We start from the raw sequence: 23,888 nt of genomic DNA on the forward strand, positions 1-23,888 counted from the left end.
GCCGATCGGATCAACGACTGGTTTCCGCGACTTGAGGTTGATCCCAAAGCCGATACGGGTCGTCCAGTCGTTGCATTTCGGAGAGCAACAACGCTTCCAGTTCCTGACGTTTCTCAGCGTAGGCTGGGTTTTCTGCGAGGTCCGTTTCGAGTTCCGATTCACGGTGATGTTCGGGCAGGTACTCCAGCGGATTGGCGGCCAAGTTGAACAACTGTGTTTCGCGGACTTTGCCGTCCAACGCGTCGTACTTGATCAGTTTCCAATTGCCCTTCTTCACGCTCCGCATGCCTGGTTTGGTCCCGCCGCAGTAGACGCCGTAGAGGACATCGCGAAGGACCTCTTTGTCGCCTCGGATAACGGGTTGCAAGGACTTTCCCTCCAGGGTTTCGGGACGCTCGATCTTGGCGAGGTCAACGAGCGTGGGCAGCAAATCGAGGAGGTACAAATTCCCGATCGCACGCTTTCCCTTTGGAATGCCAGGCCCTTGGATGATGAAGGGGACTCGCCAAGTGTGTTCGTACAGGTTTTGCTTGCCTTGCAAACCATGCCGACCAATCGCCATGCCGTGGTCGGATGTGTAGACGATGTAGGTGTTGTCCAGTTCGCCCATCTGTTCGAGGCGTTGTAGCACCTTGCCGATTTGAATGTCGATGTTTTCACTGCAGGCAAATTCTCGCCCGAGTTCATTGCGAATGGTGCGTTCATCACGACGTTCCCAAACGCCACTGACATTGACTTCGTCGCGAAGATTGGGGTGGCCGTGATGAAAAGGGTGAGCTTCCAAGTGGTTGGGAGGCAAGGGAGGTTGCTTGGGGTTCGCCGGTGGCAATGACTTGCGATCTTTGTGGTTGGTTGCTCCATACTTGGCCAGCAATTCAGGGGTTCCGTCTCGCGTGTCGTGAGGGTGCGAGAAACCAAAGTAGATCAGGAACGGATCTTCGTCGGACGCCGCCTCACGTTGAGCGAGGTAGTCCAAGACTTGTTTGCCGTGCCACGCACTGCCTGATTCCTCTGTTCCGCCACGTTTGGTGGCATCATGCACGACCGTGAATTGTTCGTTGGCGGCGGCGTAGCTGTTGCCCTTTTTGCACGTTCGCATCGTGTCGTAGCCGGCCCGGTTGAAGATCGCCGCCATCGTGTATTCAGGCAGATCCTTCGGCGCCAGCTTTTCGTCCGGGTAGCGAACGCTGTGGTTCTGATTGCGTTGCTTTGCGTTTTTGGGACGCCGCTGTGGAAGGTGCCAAACGGTGCGTCCCGTCATGATCATGTGGCGTGAAGGGGTGCAGACGGCACCTGACCAAGCGCCCATGTGGTGAGCCCCATCGAACACCATTCCGGCTGCTGCCAAGCGATCAATGTTGGGTGTGTCCAGCGGCGAGTCGGGGTTGTAGATCTTCAGATCGAGCGGTGATTGGTCGTCAACCACGATCACCAAAAAGTTAGGGCGAGCATCGGCCGCCGTGGCGTGCGAGGCACACACTGCGCAAAGCAACGCGACAACAGGGAGCCAACGAGGAACAGGGATCATGAGACGCATAGAGGTTCTCTCAGGGGATGGAGGTCGTGCAGGAATGAGGATCAGGGGGTGGGGCGGAGGTACTCGGAAGGATCCATCCAGTGGAGGTCCTCCCAGTATTCAGTGTCATTGGGCTGGGGGGTGCCCGGAGTGCTTCGGCCGTTGACAACGATCTTTGTGATTGCGGCTTGCAATCGACGAGCGATCGGAGGGTGATCAGACGAGATGTCTTTGGATTCCGCTGGATCGTTGGCGAGATCATAGAGCTCGCCGTTGGCCTTGAACCGATTGGGAGCGATCCACTTCCAGTGACCAGCGGTGATGGCGAACTCGCCTCGCACACCGTGATTGATCAACGGGACGCGGTGATGTTCGTAGGCAGGGTCGAGCAAGATGGAGGCGAAGCTTTGACTGTCTTCGGCGGCGTGGTCCGGCAGTGATTGCCCAAGCAATTCCGAGACGGTCGCCAACAAGTCGACTTGTCCCACCAGTGCATCGCTGGTTCGACCAGGTTGTTGGATGCCGTTGGGCCATCGAGCCAGCATGGGAACTCGGTGGCCGCCTTCGTAGATCTCACGTTTGCCACCTCGGTAAGGCCCGTTGCTGTGGTGACCAAAGTCATCGATCCGCTGCTTCCACGATTTTTCCGGCCCGTTGTCGCTGGTCAGAATCACAAGCGTGTTGTCGCTCAATCCGGTGGCGTCCAAGTGATCGAGCAAGCGACCGAGGTGATGGTCGGTTTCGATGACAAACTCACCATAGCCGCCGCATTCGCCTTGGCCCCAGAACTCGGGCAGCGGGCAGACTGGGTAGTGCGGTGAAGTCAGCGGCAGGTATAGAAAAAACGGCTGGGCGTTGGATCGTGTTTCCGCGGACGGTGAGGTTGTGACTTCGGTGATCCACTCGATCGCTTTGTCGGTGAAGCGGGTCAGGCATTGATTGTCGATGAAGTCATCGGCGACCTCGATGGTGGTGTTCTTGAATCGTCCGCGAGCCTCACGCTCGGTGTCTTGGTACGGCGGCATGATGCGATAGTCGACGTGACGCTTGTTTGGTTTCTTGCCGGTCCAAGATTCGGGAGGAACCGCGGCGTGGCGACCATCGAACCAAGCCAGCACGCCATAGTTCAGGGATGCGGGAATGCCAAAGAAGTGGTCAAAGCCTTTGTCCAACGGCATGTCGAGAACGGGTTGGGACCAATCTCGGTCCTTCGGCGTGCCGGGGAACTGCATGCCCAGGTGCCATTTGCCGACCATGCCAGTTTGGTAGCCTTGGTCGCGAAGGAACGATGCCAACGTCATGCGGTCGTCGGCGATCAAACACTTCCCTTCGGCGTTCATCACACCTCGTTTGAGTGTCGTCCGCCAGCTGTAGCGACCCGTCAGCAGTCCGTAGCGGGAGGGTGTGCAGACGCTGTCGCTGGAGTGTGCGTTGGTGAATGCAATCCCTTCTTTCGCGAGACGATCCATGTTGGGCGTCGCGAATTTTGCGTCGGGGTTGAAACTGCTGACATCGCCGAAACCTTGGTCATCGGTGTAGACGATGATCACATTCGGGCGCGAGTCGACGGGCATCGCCGCGGACGTCTGTTGTGCGTCCAGCGAGCGAGGCGAGATTGTCGAGCAAACCAGCGCGATCAAAAAAATCCCGAGGAGGCCTCGGTGGACATCCCGCAGGTGCATCCAAGTTCGGCTCGACGGAACGGAGGAGAATGAGTCTGAATGCATTTTGGAACCGATGTCGACGGAGATGAGCGGTGAAACCACCTCGGATTGTATTCGAATCGAACCGCAAACTCGAAATGCCTTTCCATTTCCCTTGGTCGGCCATCATGGGGCAGATGGCTGCAATCGCTCGGCACGCCGGAAATACTGCTCCGCTTCGGCGGTGTTGCCCAGAGCATCGTGCATGGCTCCCAGGTTGTACGTGGCGCTCAGGTGATTGGGAACGATCGCCAACACACGTTCGAAATAGCCGATGGCATCTTCGGTGCGTTGCTGATTCGCTGCGATCACTCCGAGATTCAACAGAGCACTGACATCGTCCGGGAATTGATCCAAGACGCCCTGCCAGACCGCAGACGCATCTTCCCACCGTTGTGCGGTCATCAACACGCGAGCCAAATTGGTTTGGTGTTCCAGTCGTTCAGGGTCCAGTTGCACAGCGGTTTGAAACAGTTCAATCGCTTCCTCGTTGCGGCCTTGGGAGGACCGGAGCGTCGCCAGGTTCCCGTATGAGTTGGCGTAGCCAGGGTTGATTTCAATGGCACGGTTCAGCGACGCTTCTGCGGCATCGAAGTCACCCATCATTCCTTGCGTTGCTCCCAGTCCGTTGTAGGCTTCGGCGAGCCCCGGATTGAGTTCCGTGGCACGGGTGTAGAGCGAGAGGGCCTCTTCCAGGTCACCCAGATTTTGACGTGCTTGTGCCAAATTGATGACAGAATCGGCAAACGTGGGTTTGATCTCCAGAGAGCGACGCAGATGCGTTTCGGCTTCCAGGTAGTCGCCGCGACGATTGAGCAACGCGCCCAAATTGTTGTGAGCCAGGAACGAGTTGGGGTTCTTGTCCAGCGTGTCCCGCCAGAGAACTTCCAGTCCGTGGTAGATCGTTGCTTGGCTGAACGAAACCGTGGCCAGCAGCAGTGCGGCACCGGCGGCCATCAGTTTGGGCAGGTGTCGCCCCAAGCCAAACTCTTCCTCGTCTTGATCCTTGGTTTGCAACCACGTCGCAACCACCCCCACGATCAAGGCAATCAAAGGCACACTGGCCATGTAGGCAAAGTGATCGGCAACGAAGGAGAACCGCATCGGGTAAACATCAAAGAATCCCAAGGCGGGAAACAGCGTTCCGGCGTACAGGCAGACCGCGGCGATGGGGCCGCGTCCCAGTCGCTGGCGCATCACGAACAGCGTGATCATCACGGCGACCGCTGCGATTGGAAATGCGTTTTGCCACCACGAGGTGACATCGATGTCCCATCGCGGGTAGGTGAAGATCAGCTCGGTCGGCCAAACCAATTTACCGGCGTAAAACCAAAGCGCGCGTCCGGCAATCAACACGCGTTGCCAAGGTGATAATTCCCAGTCCATGCCACTGGCACCGACCTGGACCTTTTCCAACCACACGGTCAGCAGTCCCATTCCGATGCCGATCACAAAGAACGGAATCAGGGCGACGAAATCTTTGATCCGGAGCGTGCCACGCTTCCACCAAATCAACACCAGCAATGCGGCGGGCAAGGTGGAGGCGACCGTCTTGCTCAACAACGCAGCGATGAAACACAGCAATGCCAGTGCGTACCAACGCCGGTTTCGAGGCGTCGCTTCGGCGTCTGATTCCGACTTTGTGAAGTCCCAGTACCTGAGCCAGCACAGGATGGTCAGCAGCGTGAACATCCCCGACAGGACGTTTTTCCGTTCGGTGATCCAGGCAACCGATTCCACATGCATCGGGTGCACCGCGAACAGGAGCGCAGCGACGTAGGCTCCCGGCACAGAAAAACGCGAGAGGACTCGCCACAGCAGCAACGCGCTGATGCAGTGGACCAGCACGTTGACCAAGTGGTAGCCCATCGGATTCATTCCCCAAAGGTGATTCTCAATCCAAAATGAACTGTGAACGATGGGGTAGTACTGGGGGGTCGCCGAAGGATCGGTCCAGATCGCAACCAGTCCAGCAACGGTGTGCAAGGTTGGGTTTTCAGTGACGTAATCGTCATCATCCCAAATGAATCCACCTTGGATTGCTGGCAAGTAAGCGATCGCAGTCAGAAGGCACAGCGCCGCAGCGAGCAGCCCTTTCGTGAGGACGCTGGTGCGGAAGAAATGCTGGTCGGTCGAAGAAGAATGGGATTCCAAGCTGGCACTCATGGGTGTTGATCGTTGGCCGAGGGGATGGGGCTGCCGTGCGGGTCCTTCTCCGGCGAATCCGTTTGATGATCGAGTTGGTCTTGCAGTTGACGATCGGTGAAGTGTTCGAGCTGGTGAGCTTGCTGGTGAATCCGACTGCCTTCCGAGTCGACTTGTGTGACCAGGTATTGTTCCCACAAACGGTGCGAGCGAACCAGCGATTCTGCTTCGGATCGCCCAACCCCCGTCAACTTGGGAACCAACACTTTCGAACGATCCCCCGTGCCCGACGTTCCCGCGGTGGCCGTCGACGATTCCGCCTGAGCGGTTTCGATGCGGCCACGCCAAGCGTGATACTTGACCGCCGATTTGATCGCGAAACGATTGGTCAGCAAGACGTCCGCCATCCAGGCATTGAGGTCGGCCTGCATGGCCATGGCATCCGCGATGGGGCGTTCGTCCAACGTCTTCTCTTCCATTCGGTACAGCAACGCCAGCACGTCGTCCGTCAGGATCGTCCAACGCAGCCATTGTTTGCGGATCCACTGGGGAATCAATCCGCGGCGGGGCGATCCCACCACGGCCAGTGTGAACGCGAATCCCGTGGCGACTGCCATCATGCCCGCCGTGGTGGTGCTCCGGAAACCGAACCAAGTCGGAATTTCGACGGCAGCCACGTGGCCGCCCCAGGCGGACGCCGCGCCGATCACACAGGCCAAGAGAATCATGACGCCCAGTCGATCGGTCAGCAAATACGCGGTTGCGGCGGGGACGACCAACATCGCAACGACCAGGATATTGCCCACACTTTCAAAGCTGGCAACGGCAGTCACAGCCACCAACGTCATCAGGACGTAGTGAATCGCTTTGGCTGAAAAACCGCTGGAGGTGGCCAGTTCAGCGTCAAAGGTTGCCATCTTCAGTTCTTTGAAGAACAGCCCCACGAAAGCCGCGTTGATCAACGTGACGATTGACAACACGACCACGACTCGCGGAATGTCGGTGGGACCGAGAATCGGAATCGGGACGACCCAGGTATCAAGCGGCGTCGATTCAATGGCCCCATACAAAACGCATCCTGGATCGAGGTCGACTCGATCGGCCGCCAACACGATCATGATCAACCCGGCGGCGAACAGCGTCGTGAACACCACCCCCATCGAGGCGCCCTCGTCGACTTCGCCGCGAACGTGAATCCAGTCGGACAAGAGTGCCGTCAGAACCCCCACGATCACGGCGCCGAGAAACATCCATCCGCTGCTACGACTGCCGGAAATCAAAAATGCGGCAGCCAAACCGGGCAGCACCGCATGACTGATCGCATCGCCGAGCAGGCTCATGCGGCGAAGCACCAGGAAACAGCCGAGCAACGACGACGCCACCGCGCACAGCATTCCTGCGGCGACGATCCATCCGTCCAATGCCCAGTTCCATTCCACCGTCCAAAATGACGCGGAGTCAGCCAAACCGATCATGCCTCGACTCCTTCCGCGGAAGAGGCGTGAGGGTCGGTCGGCATGCGCCGCTCCCCCAGTTCGGCGTTGAGCAATGACTCGAGTTCTGCCACCGTTTCCGGTTCGAGCACGTGTTCAATCGCGTCCGCATCACGGTCGACACGTTGCGGAGCGATGTCGGCGTGATGAATCAAATACAGTTCCCACAAACGGTGGCGGCGTGTGAGGCGGCGGGCTTCGGATTCCCCTCGTTCCGTCAAAGCAAATTCCATCTTGGTGATGTTCTCACTGACCCAACCATCGTTGGAGGCCTGCTCCAGAATCTTCCGAAGTCGTTTGTTGGACCAGCTCCTGGCCTGCACGAGTTCGTCCCACGAAACCGACAACCGATTCGGATCGGTTTCAAACAGTTCGTAGAGTTCCCGCAGCAAGTGTTGTCGATCGATGCTGGCGTTGAGCGAGCGACGACGCCACATCCGAATCAGCAAGCCTCGGCGAGCCCCGACCAGAAAACTGATTAGAAAGCCAACGCCGGTCGTCAGCACGATCATCGCGCCACTGGGCAATCGCGGCAGCATGGCGCTGGCGGCGGCTCCCACCAAGCATCCCAGCATGCCAATCGCCGACGAAAGGACCATCATCCAAACCAAACGGTCGGTCCAAAAACGAGCCGACGCAGCGGGGATGACCAGCAAGGCAATCACCAACACCAATCCCACGGCCTGCAGGCCAATGATGGTGATCACGACCACCACGCTCATCAGTGCCGCATCGAGCAGCACGACGGGGTACCCCCGCGAGCCCGCAAAGGCTTCGTCGAAACACAGCAGTTTGAATTCTTTCAACAGCCCCACGCAGACCACAACACAAATCAACGATGCGATTGCGATCAGCCAAGCGTCGCTCTCGACCATCGACGCGGTCTTGCCATAGATGAAGGATTCCAGTCCGGCCTTGTTTCCGTTTTTCATTTGCTGAGCGATTCCCAGCAGTTCCAGTCCGAGTCCAAAGAAGACACTGAGGACAATTCCAAGCGCGGCATCCTCTTTGATGCGGGTGCCACGGCGAATGATCAGAATCGAAGCGATCCCGAACATGCCCGACACCGTCGCACCGGCCAACAACACGGGCAGGGAACGACCGTTGCCTCCCATGGCTGTGACCCACAGGAACGCGATCGCGATTCCGGGAAGCGCCGCGTGAGCGAGCGCATCGCCGACCAAGGCCCGGCGACGAAGCAGCGTGAAGCACCCCACCAACCCGGCAGCCAGTCCCAGCATCGCGGCGCCAAAAATCACGACTCGTGTGTTGTGATCTTGCAGACTGATCACACGCCAAAGGTGCTCGGGCATCAGATCGACCGTTCCCGGCGACGCATGGCTTCGGTGGCTTCGTCCAGCAACGTCAATCGGCCGCCGTAAGTCTTCTGCAGGTTTTCACTGGTGAACACGTCTTCGGTCTTGCCCGATGCGACCACTCGCATGTTCAGCAACACGACATAGTCAAAGTAGTCCGGCACCGATTGCAAATCGTGGTGAATCACAACCGCCGTTTTTCCATCCGCTCGCATTTGACGAAGCAGGTCGATGATCGCTGCTTCGGTGGCTGCGTCGACCGCCGCCAGCGGTTCGTCCATCAAATACAGGTCGGCGTTCTGCACCAGGGCTCGCGCCAGAAACGTGCGCTGTTGTTGCCCGCCGGATAGCTGGCTGATTTGCCGATGGGCAAGGTCAGCGATGCCCACGCGAGCGAGCGCTTCCCGGGCCATGTCGCGGTGTTTTTTACGAACCGGCATGCACCATCCCAATTGCCGATACAGTCCCATGGTCACCACATCGAGGGCGTCGACGGGAAAGTCCCAGTCCACACTTTCACGTTGCGGGACGTAGCCCACTCGGCTGCGAGATTTGGAATACGGTTGGCCAAAAAACTCGACTCGCCCCGACGCCCGCGGCATCAAATCCATGGCCGCTTTGAGCAGCGTGCTCTTGCCGGCTCCGTTGGGACCGACGATGCCGACCAAGTTGCCTGCCGGGATCTCCAGTTCGACGTCCCAGATGACGGGTTTGCGGTGATAAGCCACTGTCAAATCGTCCACCTTCAAAGCGATTTCCGACGACGTGTCACCGGCACCCGACGAGGCGGAGCCGTTCGGAACAGAAGGTTCAACAGGGATAGCGGACGAACTCATGATGCAAACAGATGGGCTGGACGGGGACGGTGCCTAATTCGGAACGTTCGAGGTCTCGGCTGTCGTTTCCGCGTCCATGCTCAGTTTGCCTCGCAATCCATTCTCGGGGGCTTCGCCTCCCAGGGCTCGGGTGATCAGTGTCACATTGTGATCGATCATCCCAGGGTAGCTGCCCTCGTAAGTTCCCGCTTCGCCAGCGGCGTCGGAAAACAGTTCCCCGCCAATTTTGACCGAGTGCCCGCGAGAATGGGCGCCATCGATCAAGGCTTGAATGCTTTTTCCATTCACGCTGGTTTCGACAAAGACGGCGGGAACCTTTTGATCAACGATCAAGTCGACGAGTTCGTTGATGCGTTGCAGTCCGGCTTCTGAGTCGGTGGAAATCCCTTGCACACCCATGACCTCGATCCCGTAGGCTCGGCCCAGGTAGCCAAACGCATCGTGCGAGGTGATCAGGATTCGTTGATCCTCTGGGATTGTCGCGAGCGCGGCTTTGGCGTCTGCGGCGAGATCTCGCAAATCAGATTGGTAGTTCGCTGAATTCATCGCAAACGTATCCAGGTGTTCGGGCAACTGTTCCCCAAGGACTTCCGCAACTTTGTTGGCGGTGAGCGACCACAGCTCGACATCGAACCAGACGTGTGGATCGGGGTGCCCGGTTTGCTGAGAATCGGACAGAAGTTTGTCGTGATCCAAGTCCTCTGTCACTGCGAAAACGGGTTTGGATTTCCCGACCTTCGCAAAGGTGTCCGACATTTTGCCTTCCAGCATCAAACCCGAATAGAACACCACGTCGGCATCCAAAATTTGAGCCACGTCATCGCGAGTCGTTTTGTAGAGGTGCGGGTCGACGCCCGGACCGAGCAACACAGTGACTTCGATCATGTCACCACCGACCGCTTTGACGACGTCGCCCACCATCGCGGTGGTGGCGAGAACCTGAAGTTTGCCGCTCTTGGGTTTGCCGGATGAGTTGGTGCACCCCCCCACCGTGACAACCAAAATTGTCAGCAGTGCCCCGAACACAGCATTCGCCGTTCGCCGGAAACCGGCGGATGAATTGGATGAACGGGTCGTCGTCCTCATAGGAATCACGGGTTTCATTTGGAGGCCTGTTTTCTTTCTCGAAGCCATTGTTCAACCGCGATTCGGTTGGATGGGAATGCCATGTTGTTGAGTTCTCGTTTGCTCGGCACGCACCATTTGAATTCAGTCAATTCCGTCGGTTCCAATTGGATCTTCGCGTCCGTGGGAACTTTGCAGACAAAGAACAAATCGATCACGTCAGCGGTCACGCCGGCGTAGGTGTAAGTGTTGGGGCCAGTCGTCAACAGCGTCAACTCGGTCACTTCCAACTGAGTCTCTTCGATGACTTCACGGCGCAGAGCTTCCTCGATCGACTCGCCGCGATCCACAAAGCCACCAGGCAATCCCCATTGGCCTTTGCCGGGGTCGCGGGCACGACGGACAAGCAGCAATTGTTGAGCTTCGTTGACGATCAATCCGCCGACGGCAGCAACGGGGCCAAAGAAAAACGCAAATCCACATTCACCGCAGCGAAACGGAATGGCTCCGAGATGCTCACTCGGTGTTTGGCACGAGGGGCAATAGCGGAACGCCTGTTCGATCGGTTCTTGCGAACGCCTGGTGGGCTTGGGGTTTTGCTTGCGAACGCTTTTGACAGCGGACTTTTTCGCGGCCTTCTTCTTGACCGACTTCTTCACCTTCTTGCTGGCGGATTTTTTCACGCCGTTGCCACTCGCCTGGTGGGCGGCAGGATGTGACGTGCGAGTTGATTTGCGAGAGGACTTCTTCGCCGATTTCCGTGAAGCAGACTTCTTGGCTGTTTTTTTGACAGTTGCCGCGCTCGGTTTCTTCTTCATGGTTCAACCTCCTCATCGGTCATTGAGAAAGCGACGATGGATTCGGTGTGATAGTGCGCCGCACGCAACACTCCCGCACCGCTGAGACGCGCCCCTAGGGTTCGAAGTTCTTCGATCGAGTGGATGACGCCCATCCCCAGTGATTCAACCACGTCGTCGTCGAGTTGGCAGTGCAGCAGCACGTGACCATCGGCAATCAATTGATTCCATTGCCGAGCCAGGGGCGTTTCCGCGTCCCAACTTTTGAACGCCGTGTCCTGGTCCAGCTTGGCCGGGTTGTCTGGTTCCAAATCGACCTTGTCCGAGTCTTCCTCCTCTTCCTCCTGCTCGTCGTTGTCTTGGGAGGCGTCGCTCTCGTCCGGATCTGATTCGATGCCAATCGGTGATTGCCCGAGTTCTCGCAACCACACCGGGCCGGGCGGCGTGCTGACTTGCGACCAAATCACAATCGTCCCGCCCGGAGTGACGTGACGCCCGGCTGCGATTGCGGCGCGAGCCAGGTTGGCCCAGGTCTGCGAGTTTTCGTCTCCATCGAGAGCCGCAACGACCATTTCCGCGGTCGGGACGGTCTCACTGATGGCGTCCGAAGTGACCGCGGATTCGTCGCGATCCCAGGACTCTTGGTCGGCCGTCTCGCCGCTGGCGTACAGGTTGGCCAGCTCATGGCGCAAGGCATCGGGGGTGCCGGCGATCAATCGACCGAGCTCACCGGCTGCGTCGGCGGAAACCAGCATCATGACTTGCACGCCCAGCAACCAAGCCGCTTCCGAAGGTTCCGTGGTGGATCCGATTTGGTAGCGGTGCTGCGTCGCCGCATCCGCGAACAGCGGGAAGATCCCTGTCGGATCAATGTTGTTGATCGCGTCACGGGATCGTGCGGACAGAATCGGCAACGTGAAGTCAGCGTCGACCAGATCCTTGGCCAAGTAAACGGCCTCGGCGTTTTCGTCCGCGACGATGTAACGCAAATTTTCGCGTCGATGTGGTTCGTGGCGGACCACTTCCACCTTCATCGGTTTGAGGGTGGCTTGGTTGGCCTGGACCGCGTCCAATTCCTGCTGCAATCGAGTCACCAAGGCTTCGTCGGCCTCGTTCCAGAGCACCACGCTGACCTTGCCCGCATTGGCTTGCCCGAGCAAGGCAAGCACGCCACGCAAAACATCCGAAATTCGCGGGACGTTGGGGTCAACCGCCAATGCCACATGGTCGCCGGGAACAATGGCCTCAAACACGGTCGGGAAGTCCGCCGGCGTTTGCAACATGCTCACGGCGAGCTTCGTGATCGCCTCCGGCGAATCATCGGTGGGTTGCGAACGAGCGGAGAACGAACCCGCCACCGCGGCAGGCCTCAACTCCCACAATTCACCCTCGACTGCCCCACGGTAGTGCTGGGCTGAGACGACTGGCAACGAAACACGTTTCATGGAACAAGTGGCTAAAATGAACGGGATGACCAATTGGATCAGGGCGACCCTCACGGCGCTGAGATCGAATGCGGTTATCGTATCGAATCGTGGTTCCTGGGGTGACCCCAGCGAATCGCAACCAAGCGGCTCTCTTCCTCTTTTCTGGCGATTGCGATGACTCAACTCCTTGCTGAACAACCGCTCGTGGTTTCAATCATGCTGGGGGTATTGGCCGCCGCATTGATTTTCAGTTGGTTGCAAACGGGCAAAAAGGCATTGGGCATCGCCGGTTTGGTCTGCGCCGCCTTGATTCCATTGGCTTGGGTGATCGCGGGCAATTGGGTGACGGACGAGGAACGAATCGAAACCTTGATCTACGATGTGGCCAAGGCCGTCGAAGAAGAACGCTACGACGACGTGGTCGAGCTGATCGGTGCTGAACAAACCAAGACGCAAGCCGGAACCGAACTTCAACGCTACGAATTCGAAGTCGCCAAGGTCGGCAACATCCGCTCCATCAAAATGGTTCAGGGAGCCGTGCCACCCCAAGCCAACGTGGACATGACGGTCAAGGTGACCGTCAGTGAAAAGCGCGGGTCGATCAAGAATGTGTCCATTCCCAGACGACTGATGCTGACGTTTGAAAAAAGTGGCGATCCCAAGGCGGCCCACGGCGGTTGGTTGGTGTCGGAATACGCTCACTTGCCAATTGTGGGCAAAGCCGATGCCTATTCAACGGGGACGTTTTGATGCGGGACGATTCTCACCATGCGGAACCATGCACGTCGGAACCCGCTCACCCGTACCCGGGTCGCTTGATCACCCTCGATGGAATCGACGGGGTTGGGAAGTCATCCCAGATCGAGATCTTGGCCGATCGTTTGCGATCCGAAGGCCGCAAGATTCTCTGCGTGCGAGACCCCGGGTCGACTGACCTGGGAACGAAATTGCGAGCGATGTTGCTGGACAGTGACTTGGAAATGCATCGACGCACCGAAGCGATGCTGTTCATGGCCAGCCGCTGCGAAATGATCGAGTCGACGCTCCGGTCGGCGCTCGCTGATGGAGTGACGGTGATCAGCGACCGGTTCTTGCTGGCCAATGTGGTCTACCAGAGCGTGGGTGGCGAAGTCGATGCGCAAACGCTGTGGCAACTCGGCCGACTCGCGTGCGGCGGCGTTCAACCGGACGTGACGCTGTTGCTGGACCTGCCTGCCGAGATTTCGATGCAACGCGTCGGTAGGGAAGCCGACCGGATGGAATCGCGAGGCGTCGATTACATGGCCAAGGTCCGCCAAGCTTTCTTGGAAGAATTGCCCAACGCCGGTGGTCGAACACACGTCATCGACGCGTCGGGAACGATCGAAGAAGTCGCCGAAGCGATCGCAGCCATCGAGCTGTTTTGATTCGACTCGCACTCTCCCTCGCGTACACCGGAACGGTGTCGCGAGTTGTGCTGGGGCACTCGGCCCGTGGGTGCGCTGCGTGCCCCACGGCTACCTTCCATGAACCCCTTCGGGGTGCGGCGCGTCCTGATCACCACGTGCCAGCCAAACCGTTCGATGATGGTTTGAGTCCCAGGGGCGGTGCCCCAGGCTTCGATGAAACTGGCCGTTGGCCAGTCGTTCACCTTGGCCAAAGGCCAAACTCAATATGGCCAGGGGGCAACGCCCCTGGTCCTGTGACGCGCCACCCGCACGCCTTGGCCAAAGGCCAAATTCATCCACTTCATCGTGCCAAGCGTATCGTGACCAAACGCTTCACTCAGGAAACGTGTAGTCCGGGTTGGCGGGATCGAAATCGAGGTCGGTCAACTTTGGATTGATGACCAGATCGTGGTACTCGTAGGATTCGATCAGGGGCGGCGTTTCGCCTTCTGATTCTGGCCAACCAAAGCTGCGGAAACTGACGATCAGTTTCTGCTCTTCGTCGATCACGACTTCGGCCAAAGAAAAATCATCGGATTGATCGGTGGGTTTGGATCGTTTGATCTGCAGCAACGTCAAGGATTGTCCGTCAAAGTCATGCCCTTCCGTGCGAATGACTTGCACGTCGGGATTGTCCACGTCGCGTGCCCCACGCTCAATCAATTTGCGGACCAAGTTCGTCAGCCCCAATTCCGTGATCGGGTAACGCTGGCCTCGCATGGCCAGAAAGTTGGTGGGTTCGAGCTTTGCCGTCATCATGCTGCCGATGAATCCCGCTTCGCGAACAAGTAGCTGGCCATCGTTTTGGTCCTCGACCCAAATCACCTCGCGTCCCTTGGCAGACTCAGGTGTTTCGAATCGCAAGTAAGCACGCAGGCCTTGACCGGGCTCGCCACCAACGTGTCGCGTTCGGATCTTCATGAACATCTCGGACGGTTCCTGCAAGACTCCGTTGCGGTCTTGTTCGTGTTTGATCATTCGCGTCGTGTAGCCGTCGACATTGTCGACCAAGTGTTGCAGCGATTCCTCGGCGAGCTCCAACACCTCCGACATCGGGACTTCCGACGAAACGATGTTCGTTTGGCCGTCTGATGTTTCACCTGCAGCCGTTGAATTGGCTCTGACGACGGTCGGTGGAGTTGCCACGGAGGAGGGTGATTGCTTGCCTCTGAGTATCCATCCCAATCCGAATCCAATTACCAAACAGGACAGTCCCACCAAAAACGATCGCCCTCGGTCGTGAGGAGAAAGGTTGGCTTCCGAGTTGATGGACGCGGAAGAGTTGGACGAAGATTCAGTGACCATGAGATCAGGAACGAATGGAGGGCAAGAAAAAACCTCCCTGGACCCACGCGGTATACGGGGCGGCCCAGAGAGGTTTGAAAGCAGTGTCCATTTCAATCATCTGGCGTGCAGGCGATCGAAACAAAAATCACTCAGAAGCCTTGGTTCATCTTGGCTTGTTGAGCTTGGCGAGCGGCGGCACCGATGGCTTGCAGCATGCCGTCGCCGATGATGAAGCGGCTGATTTGGCCGTTTTCGATTGCTTCGGAAACGATTCGCAATTCACCTGCGTCATCGGCTCGTGAAAGCGCGTCGATCATGGCGGCGATCGCGTCGTTGTTTTCAACTGACTGAGCGAACTGAAGGATTGGCATCAGGTTGACTTCGAGCTGCATCAACGTGTTGCCGGATGGCGCCACGGGAGTTGCTTCCGAGTCGATCAGTTGCTTCATCAATGGCAGGCTGTCGTCGCCCAAGGCAACGTAGATGGCTTGGGGGCCAGTTCCGATGTGAACGCGAACTTGTTCGCCGAAGATCTTGCGAACTTCGTCTTCCTCCGCGGGCACGTCGGCTTCGACCAGGTGCATGTTGACGCCCTTGTAGTTGTTGACGTCAAACTCAAAGCGAGGGGCGTCGCCGCGGCCTTGGATTTTGGCAGCCACATCTTTGACGATGCTGGCGGCTTCGCCACCGTCGGAAACGAAGGCCCCCATTGCGAATTGCAATTTGTTGGCATCGGTCAGCAACAGCGCACCGAAGTCCGACTTGCCTTCTTTGGCCGAATCCATCATCAACTCAACCACACGGCGAATCATGTCCGTCGCTTCGGCTTGCTCGGATTCGCTCAGCTTGTCGGTTTGGCTCAGAGCCGATCCCAGCATTTGCATGGCACCGTCGACGCTCGTTTGAGCTTGTTCCAAAGCCTCGGGGCCAATCGAACTGGCGAAGTGAACGTAGCCGGCGGCGTCTTCACGAATGACACTGCTGTAGGCCGATGGGATCGGTTTTTGTCCGTCGTAGATGCGGGCTAATTTGGTTCCGGCAACGGCGGTGAATTCGGTCTCGAGCAGGATGCGGCGATTGGCCGAATCAATGTCGATTCCGATCATCAATTCTTTGGTTTGATCGATGACTTGTTCGAGTTGTTCGATCGATTGAGCGGCGTATTCCAAAGCGGCTTCGTCGCCGTTTTGTTGCTGCTTCATGGCTTGGTCAAAGCCTTGGCGAATTTGCCCGATCAAGGCATCACGCATTGGCGGTGGGATTTGTTGGACGTCCAAGCGAACGGCGATGTCGTAGTCCGTGCCCATCTCGCTGATGAGGGCCGAGGGGTCGGCGGGAGCACGGTCCAGCACGCTGCGGTTGCGAGCCAAGACAGCCCAGTTGCCAATTTGGCGGATGAAGACCGTGTTGGCGCCGATGGCGATCACCATGGTGCCGTCGTCCAACTCATCGGCGGGGCCGACTTGAGCTTCCATGCGTTTGAGCACGGTTTTGACATTGGAGGTTGGCAACAACGCGATGGGTTCTGGTGCACCGTCGATCAACGGGACGACCACACCAACCGGTTGTGATGTGTCGATGCCTTGCGTGAAGGTTCCGGCCATCATGGCGAACATGCCGCCCAATTGAGGCTGGCCGATCGCACCACTGAGGTAGTTCAAGTCGCGGGTCAATTGGTCAATGCTGCCCAGCGTGACCACGACAACGGGTTCAGTGGATTGTCCCGCCACGGCACTGCCGCCACCGGGAGTCAATTTTTCTTGAGCCATCACCGAAGTGAACGGTGAGGCGATGCCTGCGACGGCGACCAAAGCGGCCAACGCGAACGTGGCAACTCGAGAAATGCCTGGGCGGGCGGGTTGGAAACGGGCGTACGACAATCTCACGGGTGCGTCCTTTGTCGGATCAAATTGGAAACTGAAAGGCAAGAGCTTCAACTGTAAGGCCGCGTCAGGTCAGGAACAGGGCGCCTACGAAGAAAGGTACCCAGGCCAATTCGCTGAAGTTTCAGCAATGTTGGCAATTTGGGCGAGTTTCTCTGGGGTTCTTTTTACCTAGTTGAGCGGGACGGCGTCGCTGGTTTCGTCCGCCAGGCCCGCTTCATCGTCCAGTTCTTCCTGGATTTCACGCTCCAGTCGAGCGATCGCCAGCCGAATCAACCGCGTTTCACGACGCGCGACGGACAATTCCGCCTGCAGTCGTTCGAGCTGGCGTTTCTTGTTGGTTTTGAACAGCCGTGTGGCGACGCCCAAGATCACCAGTGCTCGGAATCCCTTCAGCGCCGTGCCTCGCAAGCGATAGGCTCTCGCCAGCTTGGCAATCTGGGGGATTTTCGCAAGTTTCGCCAAGCGGGTTCCTCGAACCGCCTGCATCGATCGCAGGAACGAGAAAAACGGCAGCAAAATGATGGCCAAGTCGACCCAGTTGTGGCGGATGTACTGAAGCTTCTTCTCCGCAATGGAAACCATCAAAATGAATTCTGCCGCGAACGCGAACCAGATCACTCCGGTGCCGATGTGCAACGCGATTCGCAGCCATTGATAACGTGCGACTTGGTCTTTGAGAAAGAATTCCGTGACCAAGACTGGCAAGATCAACAGCGCGATGCCGATCATCGGGACGCTGAAGTGTTGAGCCAAACGCCGCCGCAATCGCTTGTTGGTTCGTTGCCAAGACATGCCGGGCAACCACAGTTGGCCATGCATTTCGTAACTGCGGGCACACATCCGCAGAGAAGGGCAAATACAAAACGTCAAGGTGTAGAAATGGAACCATCGCATCGACGGTGTTTTCGGCCGAATGATCCAGTGGTAGACGGACTCCAGGATCACGATGGGCCAAATCGCCAGCATCGAAACAATCGCGAGTTGTTCGAACCACATTCCCAAGTAAGTCGAGTCAACTCGAATGACGTATTGATCGACGTTCGCTTGAGTGGCCGTTTCGCGAAGATTGGGAACGTCGACCCACATCACGATCAAGATCGCTTGGCACACCAGGAACAACATGGAGAGCGCAAACATCCACGGCGCTGTCACTCGCGCGATTTGCGTGTGAATGGGGGAGTGCAAATGCGACGTCATGAAGTGCGGGTGCCACCAGCGAAAACTTGCCAAACCGAATTGGCGGCCTCCACATCATCCTGCTGGGCCGCCGCACGACCATAGACGATTCGGTTGTACGCATCGACGACCTGGACCGCCGATTGGCCGAGAGTCGGGAATTGCACAGCGACTCGGCGGACAAATTCAGACGGCGTTTCGTCCGGTGAGCGCTCGACGCCTTGTTCACGGCACCATGCTTCCAAGGCCTGAAACGTGACGACCACCACGCGACGTGGATCGGGATCCCCAACCGGATTTCGAAACGACGCAAATGGTCGCGGTGGCGATTCCGGCTCCAAACTTTTTTTCGCGGTCGGCTTTGGATCGGACGGCTCTCGGCTTTCATCCGCAAAGAGGTTGTCCCACCACGCCAGAATGGCGTCCAAGTTACGAACGACAAAGAACGCGATGAACGCAAACAAGGCCAGGAAAATCACCCACTTGAGCATTCCTGCCATGGTGCTGAACACGCCCCCCAAAGACGGCGAGCGATCAGGTGGTGGCTTGGTCCGAGCTGAGAGCGGTTCCTGTTGGTTGCCCGTGTTTTGATTTGGGGTGTCCTCCGAGGGCGGCTCGCTGTCGGATTTCGATTGCTCGGATGCTTGAGGTTCCTGGTCCTGCGATTCAGGCGATGAGGATTCCTCGGCAGGATCGGTGTCGGAATTGGAACTGTCCGGTTCGCCAGTCTGCGAATCGTCGGTGGCCGCATCAGCCGCATTCGGCTCGGACGCATTCGACTGCGATTCGTTGGCTTGAGCGGTTTCGGAGGAAGAGTCGTTCGGAGAGGGAGGCGACTGATTGGGGGGCGTTTTGCCTTGTGGTTCTGCTTTGGATTGCTGTGCGTTGCCTGAGTTCTGAGAATCTTTGGCTGCAGGGGCTTGGTTCTCGGACGACTCGTTCTTTTCACCGCCGGCGGGTTGGTCGCTGCCGGGATCTTGTCCTTTGCCTTGTTTCTTTCCGCCGGGATCACTTCCCGCAGGCCCGTCTTCGCGGTTGCCCTGTTGGCCGCCCGCTTTTGCACCGGGTTTGGTTTCACCGCTGGGAGAACCATCCGGGCTGGTTTGGGAGGACTGCGCGTCGTTCTCGTCGCCGATTTCCGCGCCCTCCTCTCCCCACCCGTATTCGCTGGCGGACAACGGCGTCCGATTGGTGAGGAACTCAGGGACCTTCAGCGAGGCAACAGCCTTGCCAGGCAACGGTGCGATGTAGGCGATCATCAGGATCAACCCGATGATGACGATGCCACCTGCAAGCCAGGCGACGGTCGCATCCAAAGGCATCTCTGTTTGTCGTTGTCGCAGATAACGACGAAGGTTCAAAAACGAAGTCACCACGAGCAGTGACAACGCGGAAAACAAATAGAGCGTCAGAAGGGTTCGAGCCAGGTTCCAGGTCTTTGTATCGCCACCAAGAAAGAATTGGCCCAGACCAAACAGCGGCAAGGCCCCCAGTGCCAACCACAACACGGTTCGGCCCGGTTGATGCCCGGCAGCAGGGTTCTTGTTCGAACGTTGGGAGTTGGATTGAGAGGTCGCACTCGTGTCGTCTGCGTCGATTGCCACATTGGACAGTGAGACGTCGGGCTGTTGTTTCTGTTGTCGTCGAAGCTTTAAAAACGACAAACCACTGTCGACCAACCCTTGTCCGCTGCTGTCAACGGAGTCATCGACGATGGTGCAGTCGTGCACGATCTTGTCGGCCAAGTAACCGACGACCCACACAATCCCGATGGAAAAGATTGGATCGCCGACGTACCGAATCAGGACGAAAACCGTCGCGACGCCCAGAGCAATCGCGTACAGGGATGAGTACTGACGATCATGTTCGATGGTGATCCGAGCGACCGCAGTGGCCCCCATCGTGTACATCAACATCGTCCAGACCAGCGCGCCCGAGTACCCGCCGGAATACAGAACGATGCACAGGAAACTAGCCAGACTGAACAACATCACGAAGATCAACACCGGCGCAATGGCGATGGCGGCGTAGTCGGCGGCGGTGTGGTGCAGTCGGCTCAAGAAGATGCCGTGTGGCTAGCTGGCCTGCCCGTGCGCGGCGTCACCGGCTTCGTTGGGATGAGACGCTTTCCATCGCCGCATGGCTGGTTCAATCGTACTCATTGGAACCCACCGCTGCCGCGTCTTGGAGCTTTGCACCAACGTTTCCGGAGAAATTTTCCCCCGGTCGATACGAAGCAACATTTCAGGTTCGCTGATGGGACCGATCCGTTTCGTCGTATGAAACCATCCGTGACTCATGTAATACCATTGGGCACTCATATGCACCTCCACTATGTTTGCGGAACAACCTTCAGCTTAGTGCTTCTCTCATCTTGATTACAGCTAATTCTGGGGTGATTCTTGCGCCGCAAGGGTGGTCAGTGCGCCGCTAGGGGGGCGTGTTTTGAATGCGACTTCCCTCCGAAATCGTCTTGTGATGACGGTGATGAACCCAGTACTTTGGCGTTGGACGGTTCAAGTTGGATCTCGAAGAATCGGCCACCCTGTTGGGTGGTGATTATCACAAAAGCTGGTTTTCAAGTGATGGGGCAAGGCGAAACGAACGCTCGGACAACACCTCGAAAAGACCGTTGTCGTGACGTGTCACGCACGGCCTACGATTCTTTCGCCATCGCGGTGTCGCGATCGCTGGCAGGATTGCTGGTCTGTGTTTTCGGCGTGACGAACGCCCTCGCGCAAACCAATGAAAAAATCATTGTTTTGCCGCAACAGGGGATTCCTTCGTGCCAGTTGACCGAATCAGAGATTCGTTTTCGGATCGCGGGCGAAGTCGACGCGGCTGACGAAGAAGCGGTCGCCACCGAAATGCCAGTGGCCCCATCCAATGGTTCGGGACGCTTGGACATTCGATCGGCTGCATCCAATGCCTTGATCGGACGGGTGGAAATTTCGCCTGCGACGGTGTCCGAACCTGTCACGATCACGGAGCCAGGAATTTACGATGTGCAGATGCGCGTCCCACGAGACCACCAAGGTTGGCAGCGCTGGCTGCGATTGGATTCCCTGACAGAACGCGATGGGATGGATGTGGTTCGCAGTTGGACGGTGATTGTGTTCCCGACCACCACCGCGGAACAGACTCAATCCACCACCCCAACGGCGGGCGTCCCCGGGCCAATGGACCTGAAGCCTCGTCAGATGATGACGCCGATCGATACGGCGACTCTGCGATCGTGGTGTTCCAATGCGGCGGCGGAGACATCCGCAAAGGATCGCTCCTTGTTGAACTGGACCTGGCGTCATGAGGACGCACCGGTTTCGGAGGATGCGATGCATTGGCAAGCGCGTCTGGATTGCTTGAAACGCGAACTCAAAGTCCTCCGCGACCAGGGCGTGGACGCAATCGTGCTGCCGATCCCCGAGACGGCATTTGGTGCCGATCCCGAGTCATCGGTTCCCAGCCAGGAGTCCATCGAGGACGCCATGTTGGCCCGCTTGGCCGCGGAAGAAATGATTCAGTTGGAAGGACAGGTTTGGTTGGAACCGCCCCATTTGCAATGCGGTGCCCCGGTGAACCGTTTGGTTGATTCCTGGAATGAGTTCTGGGGTGACGGTCAGGCCAGCGGTTTTGTGGTGCGTTGGCAATCAGAAACCATTCAGTGCCGGAGCTGCGGCCACCACCATGCGACGGAAGCTTTGCTGCCGATCATTGCCAACTTGAACAATCAGCACTTGATTTTGGTCGAAGATGCGAATGTGGAAACGGCGTCGACCGCAGATGCCACCAGCGAACCGACCGTGCTTCCTTTGTTGCGACAGACGCTCGCTGAAGTTCGCCGTTTGCAACCAGAGCGAACCAGCAGTCAGGTGTGGTTGGTCAGCGATCACCGACGGGAGCGGCCCCCGCGGTTGAGTGCCCATTTCCCGATCACGGACGGCCATGCTTCTGAGCCCGCCAACGGTTTCTGGTTGGGGTACCAACCAGTCAGCCCCACCCCGGACTCCGCGTCTTTGGTGGAGGGCAACGCCGTTTCGATGGAACAAATTGATGACCAATGGATTCAGTGGTGGGATCAACCTGCTCGTGCCGCTGGCATGCCCCGTGATTCGGTTTCGTCGCGATTCCTGTTGTTCGACCACAACATGCTGGACTCTTCCATCGGCAGGGCAGCTTGCCACGCTTGGAAACACTGGAACGAGAATTTGATTTCGGTGCCGGCAGAAGTTGCCAATGGCCAACAGAGGTCGGTCGATGGGTTGGTGACCGTGTCGGTGCATCCGTCCAGTCATTCTTTGGTGCTTGTCAACCGTGCTCCGTGGACCATGAGCGTGTCGCTGACGACGACCGAAGCGACCGTTTGGAAGATCACACCGGATGAAGATGCAATCGATCTGACACTCACGGTGCCGGAGCAAACCGCGTTGGGAGCCCGGTTGAAATTGCCGCCACGCCAGATGGTGATCTGTCAAAGTGAATCGCCACTGCCGCGCAAGTTCGCTTGGACCGGATCTGTCTCGGACCCTGCCACGATGATGCCTCGAATCACCGAACAAGTCACGATGGTTGTGGAGCACGTCGGTTTGTTGAGCGAGTTGGATCGGTTGCCTCGAGAATTAAAAACACTCACTCCAGAAGCTGAGTCGCAAGCCGCACCGGCGAGGTCCTCCATTGACCGTTGGAACCCCGGCCGAGTGATTCAAGCCAGCACCACGTTGCTGCGTTCTCCCAAGCCAGCGACACCACACTTCGCGACCAAATCGTCACCGTCACTGCTCAGCAACGGCGGGTTCGAGCAGAGCAGTTTGCCGGATGCGACCGCGCGACTTGGGATTCCGAATTGGATGCATGCCCAACATCCCGCTGACGCTGTCAAACTGGATTCACGCTCAGCATTTCGTGGCGAGCACAGTGTGCGTCTTGCTGCCCGGGATGAGTCGGGAACCCAGGCTTGGTTGATCAGCAAAAACATTGCGACTCCGGTCGCCGGACGCGTTGCCATTTCCATGGCTGTCCGAGGGTACCGCGAGCCTCGCAAGGAAACGACCACGCCGGGAGCATCCGCTCCCGCGATTGCCAATCCGACGGCAGGGCCCCCAACCAGGCCCTCGCTCGAACCGTTGGGGCAAGGCAACGAGGGACGCCAGGGAACGGTCGCTGAACCTTCGAAAACGCTGACGCTGCGGGTGGCGTTGGAGGGATCGCTCGACGGTCAACCGTGTCGCCATTGGCGTGAAGTGGAAGTCCCAATTGACGGTAAATGGCAAGATTCCACGGTGGTCTTGGAATGGCTGAACGTTGACGTGGAACGCACCCGAGACCTGCGGGTAACCATCGACAATCTGTCCGATGGAATCATTTGGGTGGACGATGTCTTTGTCACGGATTGGTTTGCCAGTCGAGTCGAACGAGCTGAAATCCAGAGCCTGGCGTACTTGGCCGTTCAGGGGCTGCAACGTGACGATGTCAAAAGTCCGGCTCGATTGCTGAATCAATTTTGGGCCAAGCAATTGTTGCAATTTGCCGTGCGACGATCCACCGACCCGCGCCGCGCGGAGGTGAATCGGCCCTTGGTCCAACCGGTGTTTGGGCGGGGCGTTGCCAGCCCAATGGCGATCGCCACTGCGGCCCCCGTTGGGTTGCCGACGGAAACCATGGACACCGGCAAGACGATGGCCCATCCAGCTGGCACAGCGGGGGCGACTGAAACTCCCACCGAGACACAGCCCCTGGTGGATTCGTCGCAGCAAAACGCAGGTGTGACCGGCAGAATTCGCAACTGGTTGCCGCAACCGCTAAGATTTTGAGTCGTTT

At 57.9% G+C, this 23,888-nt stretch carries 17 protein-coding genes; 3 read left to right on the forward strand and 14 right to left on the reverse strand.

Features of this window, described 5'->3' with window-relative positions:
- Positions 1-10: 10 nt before the first annotated feature.
- From PSR62_RS24105 to PSR62_RS24145, 9 genes are all read right to left on the reverse strand, one after another.
- Positions 11-1,537: a sulfatase-like hydrolase/transferase gene (locus PSR62_RS24105; RefSeq protein WP_274405504.1), complete on the reverse strand. Its 1,527-nt coding sequence runs from the start codon at positions 1,535-1,537 to the stop codon at positions 11-13.
- Between the two features lie 41 nt (positions 1,538-1,578).
- On the reverse strand, positions 1,579-3,198 hold the full coding sequence (locus PSR62_RS24110; RefSeq protein ID WP_274408294.1) for a sulfatase family protein: 1,620 nt from the start codon (positions 3,196-3,198) through the stop codon (positions 1,579-1,581).
- Positions 3,199-3,345: 147 nt separating this feature from the next.
- Complete coding sequence (locus PSR62_RS24115) at positions 3,346-5,385, reverse strand: tetratricopeptide repeat protein (RefSeq protein ID WP_274405505.1); 2,040 nt, start codon at positions 5,383-5,385, stop codon at positions 3,346-3,348.
- Positions 5,382-6,839 carry a metal ABC transporter permease gene (locus tag PSR62_RS24120; RefSeq protein WP_274405506.1) on the reverse strand — a complete coding sequence of 486 codons (1,458 nt, stop codon included), beginning with the start codon at positions 6,837-6,839 and terminating at the stop codon, positions 5,382-5,384. Before PSR62_RS24120 ends, PSR62_RS24115 begins: the two co-directional genes overlap by 4 nt.
- The gene (locus PSR62_RS24125) at positions 6,836-8,170 is read right to left on the reverse strand and encodes a metal ABC transporter permease (protein WP_274405507.1); all 1,335 of its coding nucleotides are present in this window, start codon (positions 8,168-8,170) and stop codon (positions 6,836-6,838) included. Before PSR62_RS24125 ends, PSR62_RS24120 begins: the two co-directional genes overlap by 4 nt.
- Positions 8,170-9,009, reverse strand: coding sequence for a metal ABC transporter ATP-binding protein (locus PSR62_RS24130; protein WP_274405509.1), 840 nt, complete (start codon positions 9,007-9,009; stop codon positions 8,170-8,172). The genes PSR62_RS24125 and PSR62_RS24130 overlap by 1 nt, the downstream gene beginning before the upstream one ends.
- Before the next feature lie 33 nt (positions 9,010-9,042).
- Positions 9,043-10,095, reverse strand: a complete 1,053-nt coding sequence (locus PSR62_RS24135; RefSeq protein ID WP_274405510.1) for a metal ABC transporter solute-binding protein, Zn/Mn family — start codon at positions 10,093-10,095, stop codon at positions 9,043-9,045.
- Between the two features lie 14 nt (positions 10,096-10,109).
- A complete protein-coding gene (locus tag PSR62_RS24140) occupies positions 10,110-10,892 on the reverse strand; it encodes an NUDIX hydrolase (protein WP_274405511.1) in 783 nt (260 codons plus the stop codon).
- Positions 10,889-12,316, reverse strand: a complete 1,428-nt coding sequence (locus PSR62_RS24145) for a transcriptional regulator (RefSeq protein ID WP_274405512.1) — start codon at positions 12,314-12,316, stop codon at positions 10,889-10,891. The genes PSR62_RS24140 and PSR62_RS24145 overlap by 4 nt, the downstream gene beginning before the upstream one ends.
- A gap of 156 nt (positions 12,317-12,472) precedes the next feature.
- Between PSR62_RS24145 and PSR62_RS24150 the strand changes: the two genes are divergently transcribed.
- Together PSR62_RS24150 and tmk are read left to right on the forward strand one after the other, a co-directional pair.
- Positions 12,473-13,048: a hypothetical protein gene (locus PSR62_RS24150; protein WP_274405513.1), complete on the forward strand. Its 576-nt coding sequence runs from the start codon at positions 12,473-12,475 to the stop codon at positions 13,046-13,048.
- On the forward strand, positions 13,048-13,704 hold the full coding sequence (gene tmk / locus PSR62_RS24155; RefSeq protein WP_274405514.1) for a dTMP kinase: 657 nt from the start codon (positions 13,048-13,050) through the stop codon (positions 13,702-13,704). The genes PSR62_RS24150 and tmk overlap by 1 nt, the downstream gene beginning before the upstream one ends.
- 354 nt (positions 13,705-14,058) lie before the next feature.
- Here the strand turns inward: tmk and PSR62_RS24160 are convergent, their stop codons facing one another.
- The 5 genes from PSR62_RS24160 to PSR62_RS24180 all read right to left on the reverse strand — a co-directional run bounded on the left by PSR62_RS24160 (position 14,059) and on the right by PSR62_RS24180 (position 20,374).
- Entirely contained in the window at positions 14,059-15,030 is a 972-nt protein-coding gene (locus PSR62_RS24160) for a DUF1571 domain-containing protein (RefSeq protein ID WP_338020113.1), read from the reverse strand.
- Positions 15,031-15,161: 131 nt separating this feature from the next.
- On the reverse strand, positions 15,162-16,949 hold the full coding sequence (locus tag PSR62_RS24165) for a hypothetical protein (protein ID WP_338020114.1): 1,788 nt from the start codon (positions 16,947-16,949) through the stop codon (positions 15,162-15,164).
- A gap of 117 nt (positions 16,950-17,066) precedes the next feature.
- Positions 17,067-18,095 (reverse strand): potassium channel protein, encoded by a 1,029-nt coding sequence (locus tag PSR62_RS24170; protein WP_338020115.1) that lies wholly within the window; start codon positions 18,093-18,095, stop codon positions 17,067-17,069.
- Positions 18,092-20,134 carry a DUF4129 domain-containing protein gene (locus tag PSR62_RS24175; RefSeq protein ID WP_274405518.1) on the reverse strand — a complete coding sequence of 681 codons (2,043 nt, stop codon included), beginning with the start codon at positions 20,132-20,134 and terminating at the stop codon, positions 18,092-18,094. The genes PSR62_RS24170 and PSR62_RS24175 overlap by 4 nt, the downstream gene beginning before the upstream one ends.
- 15 nt (positions 20,135-20,149) lie before the next feature.
- Entirely contained in the window at positions 20,150-20,374 is a 225-nt protein-coding gene (locus PSR62_RS24180; protein ID WP_047813851.1) for a hypothetical protein, read from the reverse strand.
- Between the two features lie 342 nt (positions 20,375-20,716).
- Here PSR62_RS24180 and PSR62_RS24185 point away from each other — a divergent pair, with 342 nt between their 5' ends.
- On the forward strand, positions 20,717-23,881 hold the full coding sequence (locus PSR62_RS24185; RefSeq protein ID WP_274405519.1) for a hypothetical protein: 3,165 nt from the start codon (positions 20,717-20,719) through the stop codon (positions 23,879-23,881).
- The last annotated feature ends 7 nt before the right edge of the window (positions 23,882-23,888 follow it).

The sequence above is a fragment of the Rhodopirellula sp. P2 genome, from assembly GCF_028768465.1.
Lineage (GTDB): Bacteria > Planctomycetota > Planctomycetia > Pirellulales > Pirellulaceae > Rhodopirellula.

Excerpts from the sequence above, each read along its gene's own strand:
- PSR62_RS24105 (WP_274405504.1), bottom strand. The coding sequence starts at position 1,537 with ATGCGTCTCATGATCCCTGTTCCTCGTTGGCTCCCTGTTGTCGCGTTG.
- PSR62_RS24110 (WP_274408294.1), bottom strand. The coding sequence starts at position 3,198 with ATGCACCTGCGGGATGTCCACCGAGGCCTCCTCGGGATTTTTTTGATC.
- PSR62_RS24115 (WP_274405505.1), bottom strand. The coding sequence starts at position 5,385 with ATGAGTGCCAGCTTGGAATCCCATTCTTCTTCGACCGACCAGCATTTC.
- PSR62_RS24120 (WP_274405506.1), bottom strand. The coding sequence starts at position 6,839 with ATGATCGGTTTGGCTGACTCCGCGTCATTTTGGACGGTGGAATGGAAC.
- PSR62_RS24125 (WP_274405507.1), bottom strand. The coding sequence starts at position 8,170 with ATGCCCGAGCACCTTTGGCGTGTGATCAGTCTGCAAGATCACAACACA.
- PSR62_RS24130 (WP_274405509.1), bottom strand. The coding sequence starts at position 9,009 with ATGAGTTCGTCCGCTATCCCTGTTGAACCTTCTGTTCCGAACGGCTCC.
- PSR62_RS24135 (WP_274405510.1), bottom strand. The coding sequence starts at position 10,095 with ATGAGGACGACGACCCGTTCATCCAATTCATCCGCCGGTTTCCGGCGA.
- PSR62_RS24140 (WP_274405511.1), bottom strand. The coding sequence starts at position 10,892 with ATGAAGAAGAAACCGAGCGCGGCAACTGTCAAAAAAACAGCCAAGAAG.
- PSR62_RS24145 (WP_274405512.1), bottom strand. The coding sequence starts at position 12,316 with ATGAAACGTGTTTCGTTGCCAGTCGTCTCAGCCCAGCACTACCGTGGG.
- PSR62_RS24150 (WP_274405513.1), top strand. The coding sequence starts at position 12,473 with ATGACTCAACTCCTTGCTGAACAACCGCTCGTGGTTTCAATCATGCTG.
- tmk (WP_274405514.1), top strand. The coding sequence starts at position 13,048 with ATGCGGGACGATTCTCACCATGCGGAACCATGCACGTCGGAACCCGCT.
- PSR62_RS24160 (WP_338020113.1), bottom strand. The coding sequence starts at position 15,030 with ATGGTCACTGAATCTTCGTCCAACTCTTCCGCGTCCATCAACTCGGAA.
- PSR62_RS24170 (WP_338020115.1), bottom strand. The coding sequence starts at position 18,095 with ATGACGTCGCATTTGCACTCCCCCATTCACACGCAAATCGCGCGAGTG.
- PSR62_RS24180 (WP_047813851.1), bottom strand. The coding sequence starts at position 20,374 with ATGAGTCACGGATGGTTTCATACGACGAAACGGATCGGTCCCATCAGC.